This window comes from Massilia sp. CMS3.1, from assembly GCF_051262535.1.
Taxonomy (GTDB): domain Bacteria; phylum Pseudomonadota; class Gammaproteobacteria; order Burkholderiales; family Burkholderiaceae_D; genus Telluria.
This window is the reverse complement of the sequence record NZ_JBIMES010000014.1, coordinates 54,711-70,757: the sequence shown is the minus strand read 5'-3', so window position 1 is coordinate 70,757 and position 16,047 is coordinate 54,711. Positions and strand designations below refer to the sequence as shown.

Genomic DNA, 16,047 nt, shown 5'->3' with positions numbered 1-16,047 from the left:
TGGCAAGAAAAACTTAGGCAGCAGCGGCGGCTGGAGCAGGAGCAGCGGCTTGGGCCGGGGCTTCTGCGCGGTGGCTCTTGGCTGCGTCTTCGCGCTGGACCGACTTCATCATTGGCGATGGCGTGGTTTCAGCTTTCTTCATCTTCACGGTCAGATGACGCAGCACGGCATCATTGAACTTGAATGCGGTTTCCAGCTCGACCAGGGTCTCGTTGTCGCACTCGATGTTCAGGCAGATGTAGTGTGCCTTCGGCAGCTTCTGGATCTGGTAAGCCATCTGACGACGGCCCCAGTCTTCGACGCGATGGATGTTACCGCCGCGGCTAGTCACCGTGGTCTTGTAACGCTCGATCATCGCCGGGACTTGCTCGCTTTGGTCCGGATGGACGATAAAAACGATTTCATAATGACGCATGCAACACTCCTTGAGGACGTTTAAACAAATGCCCACCTCGGCGTCAAGACGAGTGTGGGAAGGGAAAGCCGGCAATTATAGCGCGATTGACGCACCAGCGCAATCGCTGCCGATCCTGGCAGCGCCGTCGCCCCCCAGCGACACTTGCTGCACGGGAATCGTTAAATAATCAGGATTTCTCTTGCATTCCACGAAATACTGTACAAAAATACAGTCTGAATCATCAACCATGCCAGACCTATGCTCAAGCTCACCGCAAGGCAAGAACAGATCCTGAACCTGATCAGGGAAGCGATCGACAATACCGGCTTCCCCCCGACCCGCGCCGAAATCGCAAAAGAATTGGGCTTCAAGTCGGCCAATGCAGCGGAAGAACACCTGCAGGCCCTGGCGCGCAAAGGTGCGATCGAGATCGTCTCAGGCACCTCGCGCGGCATCCGCCTGATCGGTGCTTCCCTGCGCGATCCGGTGCCGGCGCATGTGCCTCCCATTCCGGCCGCCTTCCTGATGTCCCTGCCGCTGGTCGGCCGCGTCGCCGCGGGCTCGCCGATCCTGGCGCAGGAACACGTCGAGGCGACCTACAACGTCGACCCTTCCATGTTTGGCGCGCGTCCCGATTTTCTCCTGAAGGTGCGCGGTTGGTCGATGCGCGATGCCGGCATCATGGATGGCGATTTCCTCGCTGTGAAGAAAGTTGACAGCGCCAAGAACGGCCAGATCGTCGTGGCCCGCATCGGCGAAGACGTCACCGTCAAGCGCTACCGCAAGACCGGCGAGACGATCGAACTGCTGCCGGAAAACCCTGACTTCACCGTGATCCGTGTGGAACCGGGCGACGAGTTCGCGCTCGAAGGCCTGGCAGTCGGACTGATGCGCAGCTGGCATTAAGCCGCGTTCACAAGCTGCCGCAGATAAAAAAAGCCGCTTCTCGCGGCTTTTTTTACGTCGAAAATTAGTTCTTTGGCCTCGGCGCCGCGCCGATCGGCTTGTCGAAGTCATACTGCTTCTCTCCCGGATTGGCGGCAATGATGGCGTTGTGCTCCTTGACATACGCTTCGGTCGCGCTGCGCCAGACGGCGACATCGGCCAGCACCAGCTGTGCGCCGACCTTCGCTTCTGCTGACAGGTTTTCCTGGACCTGCGCCAGGTGGGTATTCGCGCGCTCGATCTCGGCTGCGTTCATCAGCTTGGCAAGATCGGCCGGAATCTGCTTGGTGAGTGGAGAAGCTGCATTCAGGTTCTCGACAAAGCCGTTGTAGCAGGTCTGCCATTTATTGATGGCATTCGAGACGCGCGCAATGTCCTCGCTCTGCTTCGAAACGGGCGGAATACGCGGCGCCGGGCAGGCAAACTTGCCCGATTTGAGTTCGGCGCCATCGTAGGTCATGCTCCAGTGTGCAATGTCGGCACGCCGCACACCGCGCTGCTTCATCAGCTCGAGTGAAGCGATGGCGACCGCATTGCCTTTCGCGGCCGCCTTGCTGAACCACTGCTGCGCCTTCGCTTCGTCGACCGCGCCCGCCTCGCCGTACAAATACATGGCGCCGAGCTGCTGCTGGGCCTCGACATTGCCGGCGGCGGCCAGCTTCGTGTAAGCAGCCAGGGCTTGCGGGTAGGCCTTCTTGCTGAACAGGGCGTTCGCATCGGACAAGGCGTCGGCATGCGCGGCGTTACAGGCGAGCAGGCTGGCAATCAGGAGAAGACGCTTCATGAGCTGTGATGGAGAATCGAAAACCCATCATACCTCGCGCTCATCCCCGGCTCAACCATCCTTACGCTTCTTTATGGGGCGCCGAGCCGGGAGCCGAGCGCGGCACGAAAATCTTCCAGCAAATCCTCGGTATCCTCGATGCCCACCGAGACCCGGATCAACGACTCGGCAATGCCCATGCCGGCACGGCGCTCGGCGCCCATCTCGAAGAAGATCGTGTGCGCAACCGGAATCACGAGCGTACGCGTGTCGCCCAGGTTGCTGGCCGGGATCGCCAGTTGCAGGCGATTCAGGTAATCGAAAGGATCGATATCGTCGCGCAGCTCAAAGCTGAGCAGCGAGCCGGCGGAGCGGAACAGGTCGGTCGTGAGGCCGTGCTGTGGATGCGAAGCGAGCCCGGGGTAATGGACCGCGGACACCCTGTCATCGGCTTCGAGCATCTGCGCCAGCGCGAGCGCATTCGCGCAAGTGCGTTCCATGCGCAGCGCCAGCGTTTCGGCGCCGACGGCGATGTGGTGAGCCGCTTCCGGCCCGAGGGCGGCGCCGAAGTCGCGCAAGGCTTTCGCGCGTAGCTGGGCCATGCCCTGGGCGCTGCTTGCCTGCTTGCGGAAATTGGGCGCAATGTTCGGGAAGGCGCTCCAGTCGAACAGGCCCGTATCGGTCAGCGCGCCACCGAGTGCGATGCCGTGGCCGGCAATCGATTTGGTCAGCGAATTGACGACCAGGGCCGCGCCGACCGCCTTCGGGCGGAACAGATACGGCGTGGTCATCGTGTTGTCGACCACATACAGGATGCCGCGTTCGCGGCACAAGGCGCCGATGCGTGCCAGGTCCGCGACCTGGGTGCGTGGATTGGCGATCGTTTCGACAAACACCATGCGCGTCTCGGGACGCAGCACCGCTTCGACATTGATGACATCGGTCGCATCGACGAAGTCGACTGCAACGCCCTGCCCTGCCACCGTCTGCCACAGGCTGTTGGTGTTCCCGAACAGGAAACTCGACGAGACGATGTGGTCACCCTCGCGCAGCAGTGCCTGGAACAGCGCGCCGATGGCCGCCATGCCGGTGCCGAAGCACAGGCTGGACACGCCATCTTCCATCTTCGTGATCTTGTCCTCGAGCGCGGATACCGTCGGGTTACCCTGGCGGCCATACCGAAAGCCGGGCTCCTTGCCCTGGAACACCGAGGCCAGCTGGCGCGCGTCGTTATACCCGAACGCGACGGAGGTGTGGACCGGCTTGTGCAGCGAGCCGTGCTCGATCGCCTTGCGGCGGTCGTTGTGCAGGATGGTGGTCGTGAAACCGTAGTGTCTATTTTCGCTCATGGCAGGTGGCGGCCGGGTTACTCGGCGGCGAGCGCGGGATTCAGGTTCAGCTGGGTCCGCACTTCGTCCTCGATCTGCGGCTTGCCGCCATTGTGGCGCGCCGTTTCCAGCTGGTCCAGATAGGCCGGGGTGACGTCGCCCGTGACATACACGCCGTCGAAGCAGGAAGCCTCGAAATTGGTCAGCGCCGGATTGACGTCCGAGATCGAGCGCTTCAGCGCCTCGATATCCTGGTAGACCAGGCGGTCGGCGGTGATCTCGGCGCACACCTCTTCCACAGTGCGTCCATAGGCGATCAGTTCGTCGCGGGTCGGCATGTCGATGCCGTAGACGTTCGGGAACAGCACCGGCGGCGCCGCCGAAGCGAAGAACACTTTGCGCGCGCCCGCTTCGCGCGCCATCTGCACGATCTCGCGGCTGGTGGTGCCGCGCACGATCGAGTCGTCGACCAGCAGCACGTTCTTGCCCTTGAATTCGGACCCGATCGCGTTCAGTTTCTGGCGCACCGATTTCTTGCGCATGCCCTGCCCCGGCATGATGAAGGTGCGGCCGATGTAGCGGTTCTTGATGAAACCTTCTCGGTATTCGATACCGAGTTTCAGCGCCAGCTGGATCGCCGCCGGACGCGAGGAGTCCGGAATCGGCATCACGACGTCGATGTCCTCAATCGGAATTTCCTTGCGAATCTTGTCGGCCAGGTATTCGCCCATTTTCAGGCGGGTCGCGTAGACCGAGGCGCCGTCGATCACCGAGTCCGGACGCGCCAGGTACACGTATTCGAAAGCGCACGGATTGAGCGATGGGTTTTCGGCGCACTGGCGCTCGTGCAATTTGCTGTCGGTGTCGATGAAGACGGCTTCGCCCGGCGCGATATCGCGCACGAAACGGAAACCAATGCCTTCCAAAGCCACGGATTCGCTGGCGACCATGTATTCGACGCCATTCTCGGTTTCATTCATGCCCAGGCAGAGTGGACGGATGCCGTACGGGTCGCGGAATGCCACCATGCCGTGGCCGGCGATCTGGGCCACGACAGCGTAGGCGCCGCGTACACGGCGGTGGACGATGCCGACCGCCTTGAACACCGCCTCGGCGTCGAGGGAATAGCCGTCGGCCGCTTCCTGGATCTCGTGGGCCAGCACGTTCAATAACACTTCCGAGTCGGAATTGGTATTGATGTGGCGGCGGTCGTTACGGAACAGCGCTTCTTTCAGCTCTGCCTGATTCGTCAGGTTGCCGTTGTGCGCCAGCGTGATGCCGAACGGGGCATTCACGTAGAACGGCTGCGCTTCTTCCTCGCTCGACGAGCCGGCGGTCGGGTAGCGGCAGTGGCCGATACCGGTATTCCCCTGGAGCGAGCGCATGTTACGGGTGCGAAACACGTCGCGCACGAGACCGTTCGCCTTGTACATCGAGAACATGCTGCTGTGATTGGTTGCAATGCCCGCCGCGTCCTGGCCGCGGTGCTGCAACAGCAGCAATGCGTCATACAGCAACTGGTTAACGGGGGTTTGCGAGACGACGCCGACGATGCCACACATGGTGCGCTCCTAAGAACTGAATGCTGTTACGGATTTCAAAACGAAGATGTCAAAATTTGAGGTGCTGCGCCAGCGCCGCGGGGAGAAAGGGCTTCACCGTTCGCGCTCCGGCCTCGGCCAGTTGGGACAACAGCGCGTCTTTCCAGAATGCTTGCTGGGGGATGGCGGTCATGGAACACAATATGACGGCGGCCAGCACAATTACAATCCCGCGCGCCAGGCCGAACAGGCCGCCCAGGCCACGGTCCGCCAGCGACAGGCCGGACGCTTCGATCAGCGCCCCGATGGCCAGCGACAACAGGCCCATCAGGATGCGCACGCCGAGGAACAGGGCAATGAAGGCCACGATCAGCCGCGCCGTGTCGCCGGGAATCATATCCGGTAACAGGGGCGCGAGGCGCGCGCCATAGGCGTTTGCCACGACGAAGGCGACGATCCAGCCCGTCAGCGACAGGATTTCTTTTACTAAACCACGCATGGTGCTGATCACCACCGACGCCACCAGCACGAACACGACCAGATAATCAAAAATCGTCACGGCAGGCAAGTGCGAACCACGCGCATCAGAGCGGGACCAGGAAACCACCCAGGCCCAGGCCACCCAGCCTGGCCTTGGTCTTGTCGGCTTCCTCGCGGCTGCCGAACGGACCGACTTGTACCTTGATCAGGGCGCCGGACTTCTTCGTGAACGAGCTGATGCCGCCCGCGCGCAGGCGCGCCTGCAGTTCATCGACCTTTTCCTGGGTCCCGAGTGCGGCGACCTGGACGACAAAACGCCCGCTTGCGGCCGGCTTGTCCTCGACGCGCGGGTGGACCTCGGCCGGCTTGGCGCTCTTGCCCTCGAGTAGCGCGAGTGCGCGGGCGCTCTCGTTCTCCTTCGGACGCGGAACCGGTTTTTCCTCAGGCTTTTTCACGGCCGGCTTTTCGGCGACCTTGCGTTCAGGCGCCTTCGGCTCCGGATTGCGCTCGGCCACTTTCGGCTCCGGCCGGGTTTCCGGCTTGACGATCTTTGGCGCAGGTTCCGGCGGCGGCAACACGCGTGGGGCCGGCGCTTCCTCGAGCATTTTAAGCGGAGGCGGTTCGGCCGCGCGCGGCGTCGTTGTCGCCAGTGGCGCCGGTGCAATGATTTCCTCGTCCGAGTCGACGCTGTCGGCGGCGGGAACGGGGCTGGCCGGCACCGGCAAGGCAGGCGCTTTTTCTTTCGAGGGAATCTGGATGGCGATGTCGCCGCCCAGGGGGCGCGGCTCGGAATCGAGCAGCATCGGCAAGCCAACCGCAGCGGCCAGCGCCAGCGCGACCGCGCCTACCAGGCGGCGCCGTGCGCGCTTCTTTTCCGGCAGCATGGGATCACCACCGCTGCGGCTGCGCCGCGAACCGCCCTGCCCGCTTTCGTTCGCGTGCGACGCTCGCTTGGCGCGGGCCTGCTGGCCGAAGTCGTCATCGTCGCGGGAAAAACGGCCACTGTCCTGGGCGCTGCTGTCCTGCTTGTTTTTACTGAAAATCGAGAACAAGCCCATGCGTCTGTATGTCAGTGAAGAGAGTTTTTTCGGGCCGCCATCACGCCGGCGACGGTGTAGAACGAGCCAAAGACCACAATTCTATCATTCTCCTCGGAACGGCTCACCGCATTTGCGAACGCGGCTGCCGGATCGGGAAAAAGCGAGACCGAAAAGTCGGCATCTTTGGCCCCGGCCGGGCGCAGTGCGGCGACCTTGTCGGCCAGTGCGCTGCTGCTGGCCGATCGCGGCGACGGCAGGTCGGCCACGCACCAGTGGTCGACGAGGCCGGCCATCGGTGCGAGTACGCCGGCGATGTCCTTGTCGTCCATGATGCCGAAGACCGCATACGTGTAGCGGTGAAAGCCCATGGCGCCCAGGTTCTGGGCCAGGGTGCTCGATGCATGCGGATTGTGGGCAACGTCGAGCACCGTGGTCGGGCGTCCGGCCAGCACCTGGAAGCGGCCAGGCAATTCCACCAATGCAAGGCCGGTGCGCACTTCCTGGGCGCCGCACGGCAATTGCATGCGCAGCGCTTCGAGGGCGGCCAGCGCGGCCGAAGCATTGAGTAACTGGTTGGCGCCGCGCAGGGCCGGATAGGCCAGCGAATTGCGGCGCTGGGTGCGTCCGCCGTAGCTCCACTGCTGCTGGTCGCCCTGGAAGTTGAAATCGCGTCCGATCAGCCACAAATCGGCGCCGATGCTCCCTGCGTGCTGGACCAGCGATTGCGGCGCCAGCGGATCGCTGCAAATCGCCGTCTTGCCCGGGCGGAAAATGCCGGCCTTTTCGAAACCGATTTCCTCGCGCGTGTCGCCGAGCCAGGCCGTGTGGTCGATGTCGATGCTGGTGACGATGGACACATCGGCGTCGACCACGTTGACCGCATCCAGGCGCCCGCCCAGGCCCACTTCCAGGATCGCCACGTCGACACCGGCCTGCGAAATCAGGTGCATGATCGCCAGCGTCGTGAATTCGAAATAAGTCAACGGCGTGTCGCCGCGCCGGCTTTCGACAAAATCGAAGCTTGCCACCAGCAGTGCGTCGCTCGCCATCTCGCCATTGATGCGGGCGCGCTCGTTAAAGTCGAGGAAGTGCGGCTTGATGTAGAGACCGACGCGGTAGCCGGCATGCAGCAGGACCGATTCGAGCATGGCGCAGGTCGAGCCCTTGCCGTTGGTGCCGGCGACCATGATGACGGGACATGCGAACTGCAGGCCCATCTTTTCCTTGACGGCACGGACGCGGTCCAGGCCCATGTCGATATGGGTTTCGGCGTGGCGCGACTCGATCAGCGCCAGCCAGTCGGGCAAAGTAGTGGGAAGCATGGGCATGAAAATTAGGTGCTTGAAAACGAAAAACCGGCGACCTGGAGTGCAGATCGCCGGCCGGGGTAACGTTGACTTGGTACGCCCTTTAGGCGATGACTTCAGCCGGCTGATTTTGCAGCAGGGCCAGCAGGCGCGCGATTTCTTCGCGCATCTTGCGGCGGTCGACGATCATGTCGACAGCGCCCTTTTGCACCAGGAACTCGGCGCGCTGGAAACCTTCCGGCAGCTTTTCGCGGACGGTGTTTTCAATGACGCGTGGGCCGGCGAAGCCGATCAGCGCTTTCGGCTCGGCGATCACGACGTCACCCATGAAGGCGAACGAGGCGGAGACGCCGCCCATGGTCGGGTCGGTCAGTACGCTGATGAATGGCAGTTTCTTTTCCGACAGCTTGGTCAGCATGGCGGTGGTTTTTGCCATCTGCAGCAGCGACAGCAAGCCTTCCTGCATGCGCGCGCCGCCGGTGGCGGTGATGCAGATGAAGGGCACTTTCTGTTCGAGGGCGTTCTGTGCGCCGCGCACGAAACGCTCGCCGACGACCGAACCCATCGAGCCGCCCATGAATTCGAATTCGAAGCAGGCCACCACCACCGGCAGGCTCATGATCGAACCACCCTGGACGATCAGCGCATCGGTCTCGCCGGTGGCTTCCATGGCGGCCTTGAGGCGGTCCGGATACTTTTTGCTGTCCTTGAATTTCAGGGTGTCGACCGGCAGCGCTTCCTGGCCGATTTCATAGCGGCCGCCTTCGTCGAGCAGGCCGTCGAGGCGGGCGCGGGCGCGGATCCGCATGTGGTGATCGCACTTCGGGCAGACGTGCAGGTTCGACTCGAGGTCGGAACGGTAGAGCACCGCTTCGCACGACGGGCACTTGACCCACAGGCCCTCGGGCATGGTCTTGCGGTTGGCGGCATCGGAACGCTGGATTCGTGGGGGCAGCAGTTTTTCCAACCAACTCATGTTTTCTCCTGTGCGGCAGTTCTAAAGTTGGGCGTAGTGTAGCCGCTAGCGTTCGCCTTGTCGACCGCTTGCCAGCTTGGCAATCATTCCCTGCAGAGCTTGGCTTTGGCATGGGCGCAGGGCTGGGAGCAGTTATACACCGATCGACAAACGCGTGCGAACACACACCCGAAGTCGCCCTCGGGTGCGTCGATGTTATTGGCTGTCGAGCGCGGCGCGGATATTGGCGCAGAAGGCGCGTACCGCCTCCGGACCATCTTCCTTCGGCGTATTCTCCAGCTCCTGGATGATCCGGCTGCCGATCACGACCGCGTCGGCCACCGCAGCGACCGCTTTTGCCGTCTCGGCATCGCGAATGCCGAAGCCGACTCCGATCGGCAGGCTGACGTGCTCGCGGATCGCGGCCACGCGGCGCGCCACGTCGTCGGTATCGATGCTGCCGGCGCCGGTCACGCCCTTGAGCGAGACGTAATAACTGAAGCCGCTGCCGTAGCGCGCCACCTGGCGGATTCGTTCCTGGGTCGAGGTCGGCGCCAGCAGGAAGATCAGGTCGAGGCCATTCGCGCGCATGGCCTCGGCAAAGGCTTCGCACTCTTCCGGCGGATAGTCAACGACGATGGCGCCGTCGGCACCCGCCTCTTTCGCGCTGCGGATGAAGTTGTCGGGGCCGATGCGCTCGATCGGATTGGCGTAGCCCATCAGGACGACCGGGGTATCGGCGTTCGTTTTGCGGAACTCGCGCACATAATCAAGAACATCGTTCAGGCCAATGCCGAATTTCAGTGCGCGCTCGCAGGCGCGCTGGATGACCGGACCTTCGGCCATCGGATCGGAAAACGGGACGCCCAGTTCCAGGACGTCGGCCCCGCCCGCGACCAGCGCGTGCATCAGGGGGACGGTCATTTCCGGACCAGGGTCGCCGGCGGTGATGAAGGTGACGAGGCCGGTTTTATTTTGTTCGCGCAGGGCGGCGAAGGTGGATTCGATTCGGGACATGGTTATTTTAGCAATTCAGTTGGCGGTGGCAGTCAGGTGCGCACACGTTCGTCGAACGTGTGCGGGCAAGGGGTCAGCTGAAATCGAGCCCCATGCGCTGCGCCACCGTGTGCATGTCCTTGTCCCCGCGCCCCGACAAATTCACCAGCAGCAGCTGGTCCTTTGGCAGCGTGGCCGCCAGTTTGAACGCGTAGGCGATCGCGTGCGCGGATTCGAGCGCCGGGATAATGCCCTCGATGCGGCAGCAATCGTGGAAGGCCTGCAGCGCCTCATCGTCGGTGATCGACACATACTCGGCGCGCGCCGAATCCTTCAGCCACGCATGCTCGGGACCGACGCCCGGGTAATCCAGGCCGGCCGAGACCGAATGGGTCTCGATGATCTGGCCGTTCGCATCCTGCAGCAAGTATGTCCGGTTCCCATGCAATACACCCGGGAAGCCCAGCGTCAGCGAGGCCGAATGCTTGCCGGAATCGAGTCCCTCGCCCGCGGCCTCGACGCCGATCAGCCTCACGCCGGCCTGGTCGATATACGGGTAAAAGATACCCATTGCATTCGAGCCGCCGCCAATACAGGCCAGCACGTAGTCGGGCTGGCGTCCGGTCATTTCCGGCATCTGCACCAGGCATTCCTCGCCGATCACGGACTGGAAATCGCGCACCATCATCGGATACGGATGGGGGCCGGCGACGGTGCCGATAATGTAGAAGGTATTTTCGATGTTCGTGACCCAGTCGCGCATCGCTTCGTTGAGCGCGTCCTTCAGGGTCTTGCTGCCGGACTCGACGGGAACGACGGTCGCCCCCAGCAGCTTCATGCGGTAGACGTTCTGGGCCTGGCGCTTGACGTCCTCGCTGCCCATGTAGACCACGCACTCGAGGCCAAAGCGGGCGCAGATGGTGGCGGTGGCCACGCCATGCTGGCCGGCGCCGGTTTCGGCGATGATGCGTGGCTTGCCCATGCGGCGCGCCAGCAAGGCCTGGCCGATCACGTTGTTGATCTTGTGCGCGCCGGTGTGGTTCAGGTCTTCGCGCTTGAAGAACACCTGCGCGCCGCCGGCGAGTTCCGACCAGCGCTTGGCGTGGTAGACGGGCGACGGACGGCCGACGAAATGCGCCAGCTCATAACGGAATTCCTCGAGGAATTCGGGATCATGCGAGTAGCGTGCGTAGGCTTCGTTCAGCTCGGCCAGTGCATGGGTCAGCGTCTCGGCGACGAACGCGCCGCCATACGGGCCGAAGTGGCCTTTCGCATCGGGAAATTGATAATCGACGGTCTGGTACAGCGCGCCGACAGCGCGCTCAGCGGCGGCTTCCTGGATCTCCAGGGCTGCTTCCTGTAATTCTTTCATGGGGGTACTCGCTTTCAATGGTGGCATCGGCTGCCCGCACCGCGGCGATGAAATCGGCGATCTTGCGGGCGTCCTTGATCCCCTTGGATGCCTCGACACCACTGCTGATGTCGACGGCCCAGGGGCGTACGCGTGCGACTGCGCTAGTCGCGTTTTGAACGCTCAAGCCACCACTCAAAACGACCCGAGGCGCGAGCTCTTTTGGGATAAGAGACCAATCGAAGACCTTTCCAGCACCACCGTAGGCATCCACATAGGTATCGAGCAGAAGGCTCGAGAACCAGGGACTGGCGGCGCGGTATGCGAGTTCGCATTCTAGCAGCTCACGCTGCGTCGTGTCCGGCTTGACCCGGTAGGCGTGGACGAAGGGGCGTTTCACGGCGTGCGCGATGCGCGCGCAGTCTTCCATTGTCTCGTCGCCGTGGAATTGCAGCAATGCCACCTGGCCCGCCTCGACCACCGCCCTGACCTCTTCCAGGCCGGCGTTGACGAACAGGGCGACCGAGCTGACATACGGTGGCAAGGCCATGGCCAGTTGTGCGAACTGAGCCGGAGAAACATAACGCGGACTCTTCGGGTAGAACACGAAGCCGAGCGCGTCGGCGCCGGTCGATACGGCCGCGTGCAGGTCTTCTGCGCGCGTGATGCCGCAGATCTTGATTCGGGTACGGTGCATGTCGAACAACCTCAAAAAGGCAGGGGCGAGACCGCCTCCTGCGGCAGTCCCCACCTCGGATCGTAATCGATTTTCGCGAAGTACAGGCCGTCGGGCATGAAGGTCGGTGCGGCGGCGTCGCGGTTGCGTGCCGTCAGCACCTGGGCCATCCAGTCAGGCTCATGGCGCCCGAGGCCGACATACACCAGCGCGCCCACCAGGTTGCGCACCATGTGGTGCAGGAAGGCGCTGGCGCGTACGGTGAAGACGATGATGTCGCCGCGTCGCTCGATCGTGATTTCCTGCATGTCCTTGATCGGCGTATTCGCCTGGCAGCTTGCCGCACGGAATGATGAAAAGTCGTGCAGGCCGATCAGGTGGCGGGCAGCGGCCTGCATGCGCTCGACATCGAGCGGACGGAACACCCAGCCGGCGCGTCCGGCCAGCAGCGCCGAGGGCTGGGCGTTGTTGTACAGGACGTAGTGATAGGTACGCGAACGCGCCGAGTAGCGCGCATGGAAATCCTGGCCGTCGAGGTCGGGCGGCACTTCACTGGCCCAGCGCACGGCGATCGAATCGGGCAGGAAGGTATTCGTGCCGCGCACCCAGCTCGGCATCGGCCGGTCGAGTTCGGTATCGAAGTGCACCACCTGTTCGATGGCATGGACACCGGCGTCGGTGCGACCGGCGCAGGTGGTCGACAAGGTCGTGCGGCCGAACTTCTCGAGCGCGATCTCGAGGGCATCCTGGATGGTGTGACGGCAAGGCTGTTTTTGGTATCCATTCCAGCCGGTGCCGACGTACTGGAGTCCGAGTGCGATCCGCCTCACGCGACGGGTCACGCCAACTGCGCACGCATGGCGCTGGCGCGGCTGGACTGTTCGATGTTGCCGCCCTTGATGACTTCGTCGAGCAATTCGCGCGCGCCTTCCTTGTCGCCGATCTCCTGGTAGGCGATCGCGAGGTCGAGCTTGGTTTCCATTTCCATCTGGGCCGCGGTCAGCTCGACCGCGGCGCCGGTGTGCGTCTCGGGCTCGGTCAACGTAAAGTCGTGGGCCGGCAGGTCGAGGTCCATGCTCGAGAGGTCGAAGCGCGGCACCGGGGTGCCCGGATTCGGGATCGCCAGCACCTCATCCTGTGCGAACGGATCGTCCTGCGGTGCGGCGGGCGCGGCCGGCTGGCCGAAGTCCATCATGTCGAGATCGAACAGCGGGTCCTTCTCTACAGCAGGGCTCGCTGTCGGCGCATGCGTTTCCTGCGCGTAGGACTCAGCGCCCGGCGGGGTCAGGTCGAAGTCGGTCGAGCCGAAATCGAACACCGGTTCCTGGCGCGCGCCCACCGGAGTCACCGGGGTGGTGTCGGTCAGGCCGAAGTCCATGGCGTCGAGATCGAACAGCGGATCCTTCAGGTCCGACACCGGCGCCGCGGCTGGCGCGTCCGGCAGCTGCGGCAGGTCGCTCGGTTCGCTCAGTTCAAATTCGCGCGCCAGCTGGGCCATGTCGATGTCGGAGTTCGGACCGCTCTTCGACAGATCGAGGACAAAGGCATCGTCCTCGTCATGGACCGGGTTGACGCCTGGCGCGCCTGCTGCCGGCGCGTCGAAATTCATGTCGAAGGCAAGATCGTCCAGGCTTTCGCTGTCGGCGACAGTCGGGGTGCCCGTGGGGGACGTGCCCGTCGGGGACGTGCCCGTCGGGGACGTGCCCGTCGGGGACTCGAGCGGCGCGAATGGCTCCATGTCGAACTGCAAGTCGGGCACGGCGGTCGCGTCGTCGTGCACGGCGTTGGCGGTGCCGGTGGCGGCGACCGGCTCGAAGCTCAGGCCGCCCAGGTCGAAATCGAGAAGGTTGTCGTCAGCCCTGGCGTCAATCTGGTAGGCCCCGGCCAACGGCAGCGCGGTGGCGTCGCTGTCCAGGCCCAGGCTGCCCAGGTCGACATCGCTGCCCAGCGGCGCGCCGGTGACGGCGTCGACGGTCGAAGTGGGCTCGATCATCTCCGGCGACGGGTCGCGGCTGCGGAAGGCTTGTTCGAGCTGTTGCGACAGCATCGTCTGCGGACCGGCATCGTTCGCCAGCGTGGAGGCGGCAAGACCGGCGCCCGCTACTGCGGCACCGGTTGCCAGTGCCGCGCCCTGCAGGCCGGCGGCCTGGGCGTACATCGGATTGGCCGGGTCCAGCGTATGGCCGAGCACGGCAGCTTGCGCCCACTCGTCGCCCTTGCCGCCGGAGAGGCTGTACAGCTCGGTCGCCTGGGTTTCGAAGGCGCGCACGTCCTTGCGCGCCGCATAGATCTCGAGCAGTTTCAGGCGCACCGGATGGCGATACGGGTCCTGGCGCAATGCTTCCTTGAGGATGTCCTCGGCCTGGGTGTCGAAGTTATAGGCAAGGTACAGCTCGGCCTCGGCCAGCGGATCGACTTCGTTGGTATCCAACTGGCTGGCCGACGGCGCGAAGCTGGAATTGAAGACGCTGTCGTGGGTATCGACGCTCTGGCCACCGGTCTCGGCGAACATCGCCGGCGCCGGCTGGGCCGCGCTGCCGAGGATGGTCGGCGGGTTCGGCGTGGCCTGTGCGTCCACTTTCTGCTTGCGGCGGCGCGACAGGGCGAACGCGGCCAGCAGCAGCACGGCGGCGCCCGCGGCCAGGTTCAGGATGTTGTCCATCAGCGTGTCGGCCAGGCTCGTGTCGGCTGGCGCCGGGGTGAGCGTGGCGACTGACTTTGGCGCGGTCTTGATCTTCGGCGCAGGCTTCGGTTCGGTCTCGGCCTGGGCCACGACCAGCGGGGCTGCCGGTGCTGCCGGTGCTGCCGGTGCTGCCGGTGCTGCAGCGCCGGCCGCCGGTGTATCGGCGCGCCCGGTGGCCGTCGCGCCGGTCTGGCTCTTGACCGTGATCAGCTGCTCGAGTTCGTTGACGTTCTTTTCCAGCTCCTTGACCCGGGTTTGGGCGTCCGCCAGTTCTTTTTCCTTGGCCACCACATCTTCGGCGTTGGCGGTCGCGGCGCCGCTGCCCGGGCGGCTTGGCGACGCTTTCGACAGGCGCAGCTGGTCTTGCGATTCATTGGCGGCGGTCGGGCGTTCCTCTACCCTGGACGTGATGCGGCCGGTCGCGCTCTGCCCTGCTCCCGCTTCGCGCGCCGGGGCGCTGGTGGCGACCTGGCCGGCCAGCTTGGCGCGGTAGGCGTTGAAGTCGGCCGCGTGCGCCACCACCGTGCCGTGCGCCTCGCCCGCCTCGAGTCCGCGCAGGCCATCGGCGCCTGGCACCGACAGGATCTGGCCGGACTTCAGGCGGTTCATGTTGTTGCCGATGAAGGCGTCGGGGTTGGCGCGGTACAGCGCGACCAGCATCATGTCGAGCGAGACGTCGACCGGTTTCAGCTTGCCGGCAATGCGGCCGAGCGTGTCGCCGGCCTTGACGCGGTAGCGCGACGCGGCGGTCGTGCGGGCTGCCGGTTCGCCTGCGCTGTCTTCGGCGCGCGCGCCGCGCTGTGGACGCGCTGCCGGCTCCGCGGCCTCGCCTGGCGCCGGCGCCGCGGCCGTGCCGCGTGCAGGACGCGCTGCCGGCGCGACCTGCGCCGATTGCGTGTTGCGCAACTCGGCCGGGTCGAGCAGGAAGGTGTATTCGCGTACCAGGCGTCCGTTGTTCCAGGACAGCTCCATCAGCAGGTCGACGAAGGGCTCGTTCAGCGGCTGCGGCGAGGTGATGCGCACGAACTGGCGCCCACCACGCTGCTCGACCGCGAAACGCAGCGACAGCAGGGCCGGATTGAATTCGACGTTGGCGGCGCGGTAGGCGTCCGCGCTCGCGAGTTTCGCGACCAGGTTCGACGCTTCGTCAGGCGAGACGGCAGTCAGTTCAATCTCGGCGCGCAGCGGCTGGCCCAGGGCCGAGAGGACGGTCAGCTTGCCCAGTCCCGCTGCGCTGGCCACCGAAGACAACAGCACTGCACTGGCGACCGCGGCGGTAAGCGTTTTCAACGCGGACGACATGATCTGAGGGCGGCGGTTCAGTGGCATAGAGTTGGATGATGCGAGATGGTTGGCAGGAGGGAAAGGACGGTTTCCCGGAGGTCTCAACATATCATCATGCACTGGAGCATGCAAGCTCTGCGGGGCGTAGGGGTGTCAATCTGTGGGATGGATGAGTGATCGATGACGTTTCGATATCGTCACGGGTGGTGCGGAATTATCGGGGTGGTAACAGGTCTGGTCGGATCGGCAAGAGTATATGCAACAGCGTTGGCGAGCGCACGCGCCGTTGGCGGACCGCAGT

14 protein-coding genes are annotated in these 16,047 nt (G+C 64.1%); 1 reads left to right on the top strand and 13 read right to left on the bottom strand.

All coding sequences use genetic code 11. From position 1 onward, the window contains the following. Positions 1-13: 13 nt before the first annotated feature. Positions 14-415, bottom strand: coding sequence for a 30S ribosomal protein S6 (rpsF, locus tag ACHAC9_RS19900; protein ID WP_379726596.1), 402 nt, complete (start codon positions 413-415; stop codon positions 14-16). A 240-nt stretch (positions 416-655) separates the two neighbouring features. Between rpsF and lexA the strand changes: the two genes are divergently transcribed. After that, positions 656-1,303 (top strand): transcriptional repressor LexA, encoded by a 648-nt coding sequence (gene lexA / locus ACHAC9_RS19895; protein ID WP_435762583.1) that lies wholly within the window; start codon positions 656-658, stop codon positions 1,301-1,303. A gap of 64 nt (positions 1,304-1,367) precedes the next feature. Here the strand turns inward: lexA and ACHAC9_RS19890 are convergent, their stop codons facing one another. From ACHAC9_RS19890 to ACHAC9_RS19835, 12 genes are all read right to left on the bottom strand, one after another. Next, positions 1,368-2,126: a sel1 repeat family protein gene (locus ACHAC9_RS19890; RefSeq protein WP_435762581.1), complete on the bottom strand. Its 759-nt coding sequence runs from the start codon at positions 2,124-2,126 to the stop codon at positions 1,368-1,370. A gap of 71 nt (positions 2,127-2,197) precedes the next feature. After that, positions 2,198-3,454: a cystathionine gamma-synthase family protein gene (locus ACHAC9_RS19885; protein WP_435762579.1), complete on the bottom strand. Its 1,257-nt coding sequence runs from the start codon at positions 3,452-3,454 to the stop codon at positions 2,198-2,200. A gap of 17 nt (positions 3,455-3,471) precedes the next feature. After that, positions 3,472-4,995 carry an amidophosphoribosyltransferase gene (purF, locus tag ACHAC9_RS19880; RefSeq protein WP_435762577.1) on the bottom strand — a complete coding sequence of 508 codons (1,524 nt, stop codon included), beginning with the start codon at positions 4,993-4,995 and terminating at the stop codon, positions 3,472-3,474. A gap of 49 nt (positions 4,996-5,044) precedes the next feature. Then, the gene (locus ACHAC9_RS19875; protein WP_435762575.1) at positions 5,045-5,533 is read right to left on the bottom strand and encodes a CvpA family protein; all 489 of its coding nucleotides are present in this window, start codon (positions 5,531-5,533) and stop codon (positions 5,045-5,047) included. Between the two features lie 25 nt (positions 5,534-5,558). Continuing rightward, positions 5,559-6,512, bottom strand: a complete 954-nt coding sequence (locus tag ACHAC9_RS19870) for an SPOR domain-containing protein (RefSeq protein WP_435762573.1) — start codon at positions 6,510-6,512, stop codon at positions 5,559-5,561. Between the two features lie 11 nt (positions 6,513-6,523). Continuing rightward, on the bottom strand, positions 6,524-7,822 hold the full coding sequence (gene folC / locus ACHAC9_RS19865) for a bifunctional tetrahydrofolate synthase/dihydrofolate synthase (protein ID WP_435762571.1): 1,299 nt from the start codon (positions 7,820-7,822) through the stop codon (positions 6,524-6,526). A gap of 82 nt (positions 7,823-7,904) precedes the next feature. Next, entirely contained in the window at positions 7,905-8,777 is an 873-nt protein-coding gene (accD, locus tag ACHAC9_RS19860; RefSeq protein WP_435762569.1) for an acetyl-CoA carboxylase, carboxyltransferase subunit beta, read from the bottom strand. Positions 8,778-8,972: 195 nt separating this feature from the next. Continuing rightward, complete coding sequence (gene trpA / locus ACHAC9_RS19855; RefSeq protein WP_435762567.1) at positions 8,973-9,773, bottom strand: tryptophan synthase subunit alpha; 801 nt, start codon at positions 9,771-9,773, stop codon at positions 8,973-8,975. 73 nt (positions 9,774-9,846) lie between these two features. Continuing rightward, the gene (gene trpB, locus ACHAC9_RS19850; RefSeq protein ID WP_435762565.1) at positions 9,847-11,124 is read right to left on the bottom strand and encodes a tryptophan synthase subunit beta; all 1,278 of its coding nucleotides are present in this window, start codon (positions 11,122-11,124) and stop codon (positions 9,847-9,849) included. After that, complete coding sequence (locus ACHAC9_RS19845) at positions 11,075-11,800, bottom strand: phosphoribosylanthranilate isomerase (RefSeq protein ID WP_435762563.1); 726 nt, start codon at positions 11,798-11,800, stop codon at positions 11,075-11,077. Before ACHAC9_RS19845 ends, trpB begins: the two co-directional genes overlap by 50 nt. Positions 11,801-11,811: 11 nt before the next feature. Then, entirely contained in the window at positions 11,812-12,609 is a 798-nt protein-coding gene (gene truA, locus ACHAC9_RS19840; RefSeq protein ID WP_435762706.1) for a tRNA pseudouridine(38-40) synthase TruA, read from the bottom strand. 8 nt (positions 12,610-12,617) lie between these two features. Then, positions 12,618-15,752 (bottom strand): FimV/HubP family polar landmark protein, encoded by a 3,135-nt coding sequence (locus tag ACHAC9_RS19835; protein WP_435762561.1) that lies wholly within the window; start codon positions 15,750-15,752, stop codon positions 12,618-12,620. Between the last annotated feature and the right edge of the window lie 295 nt (positions 15,753-16,047).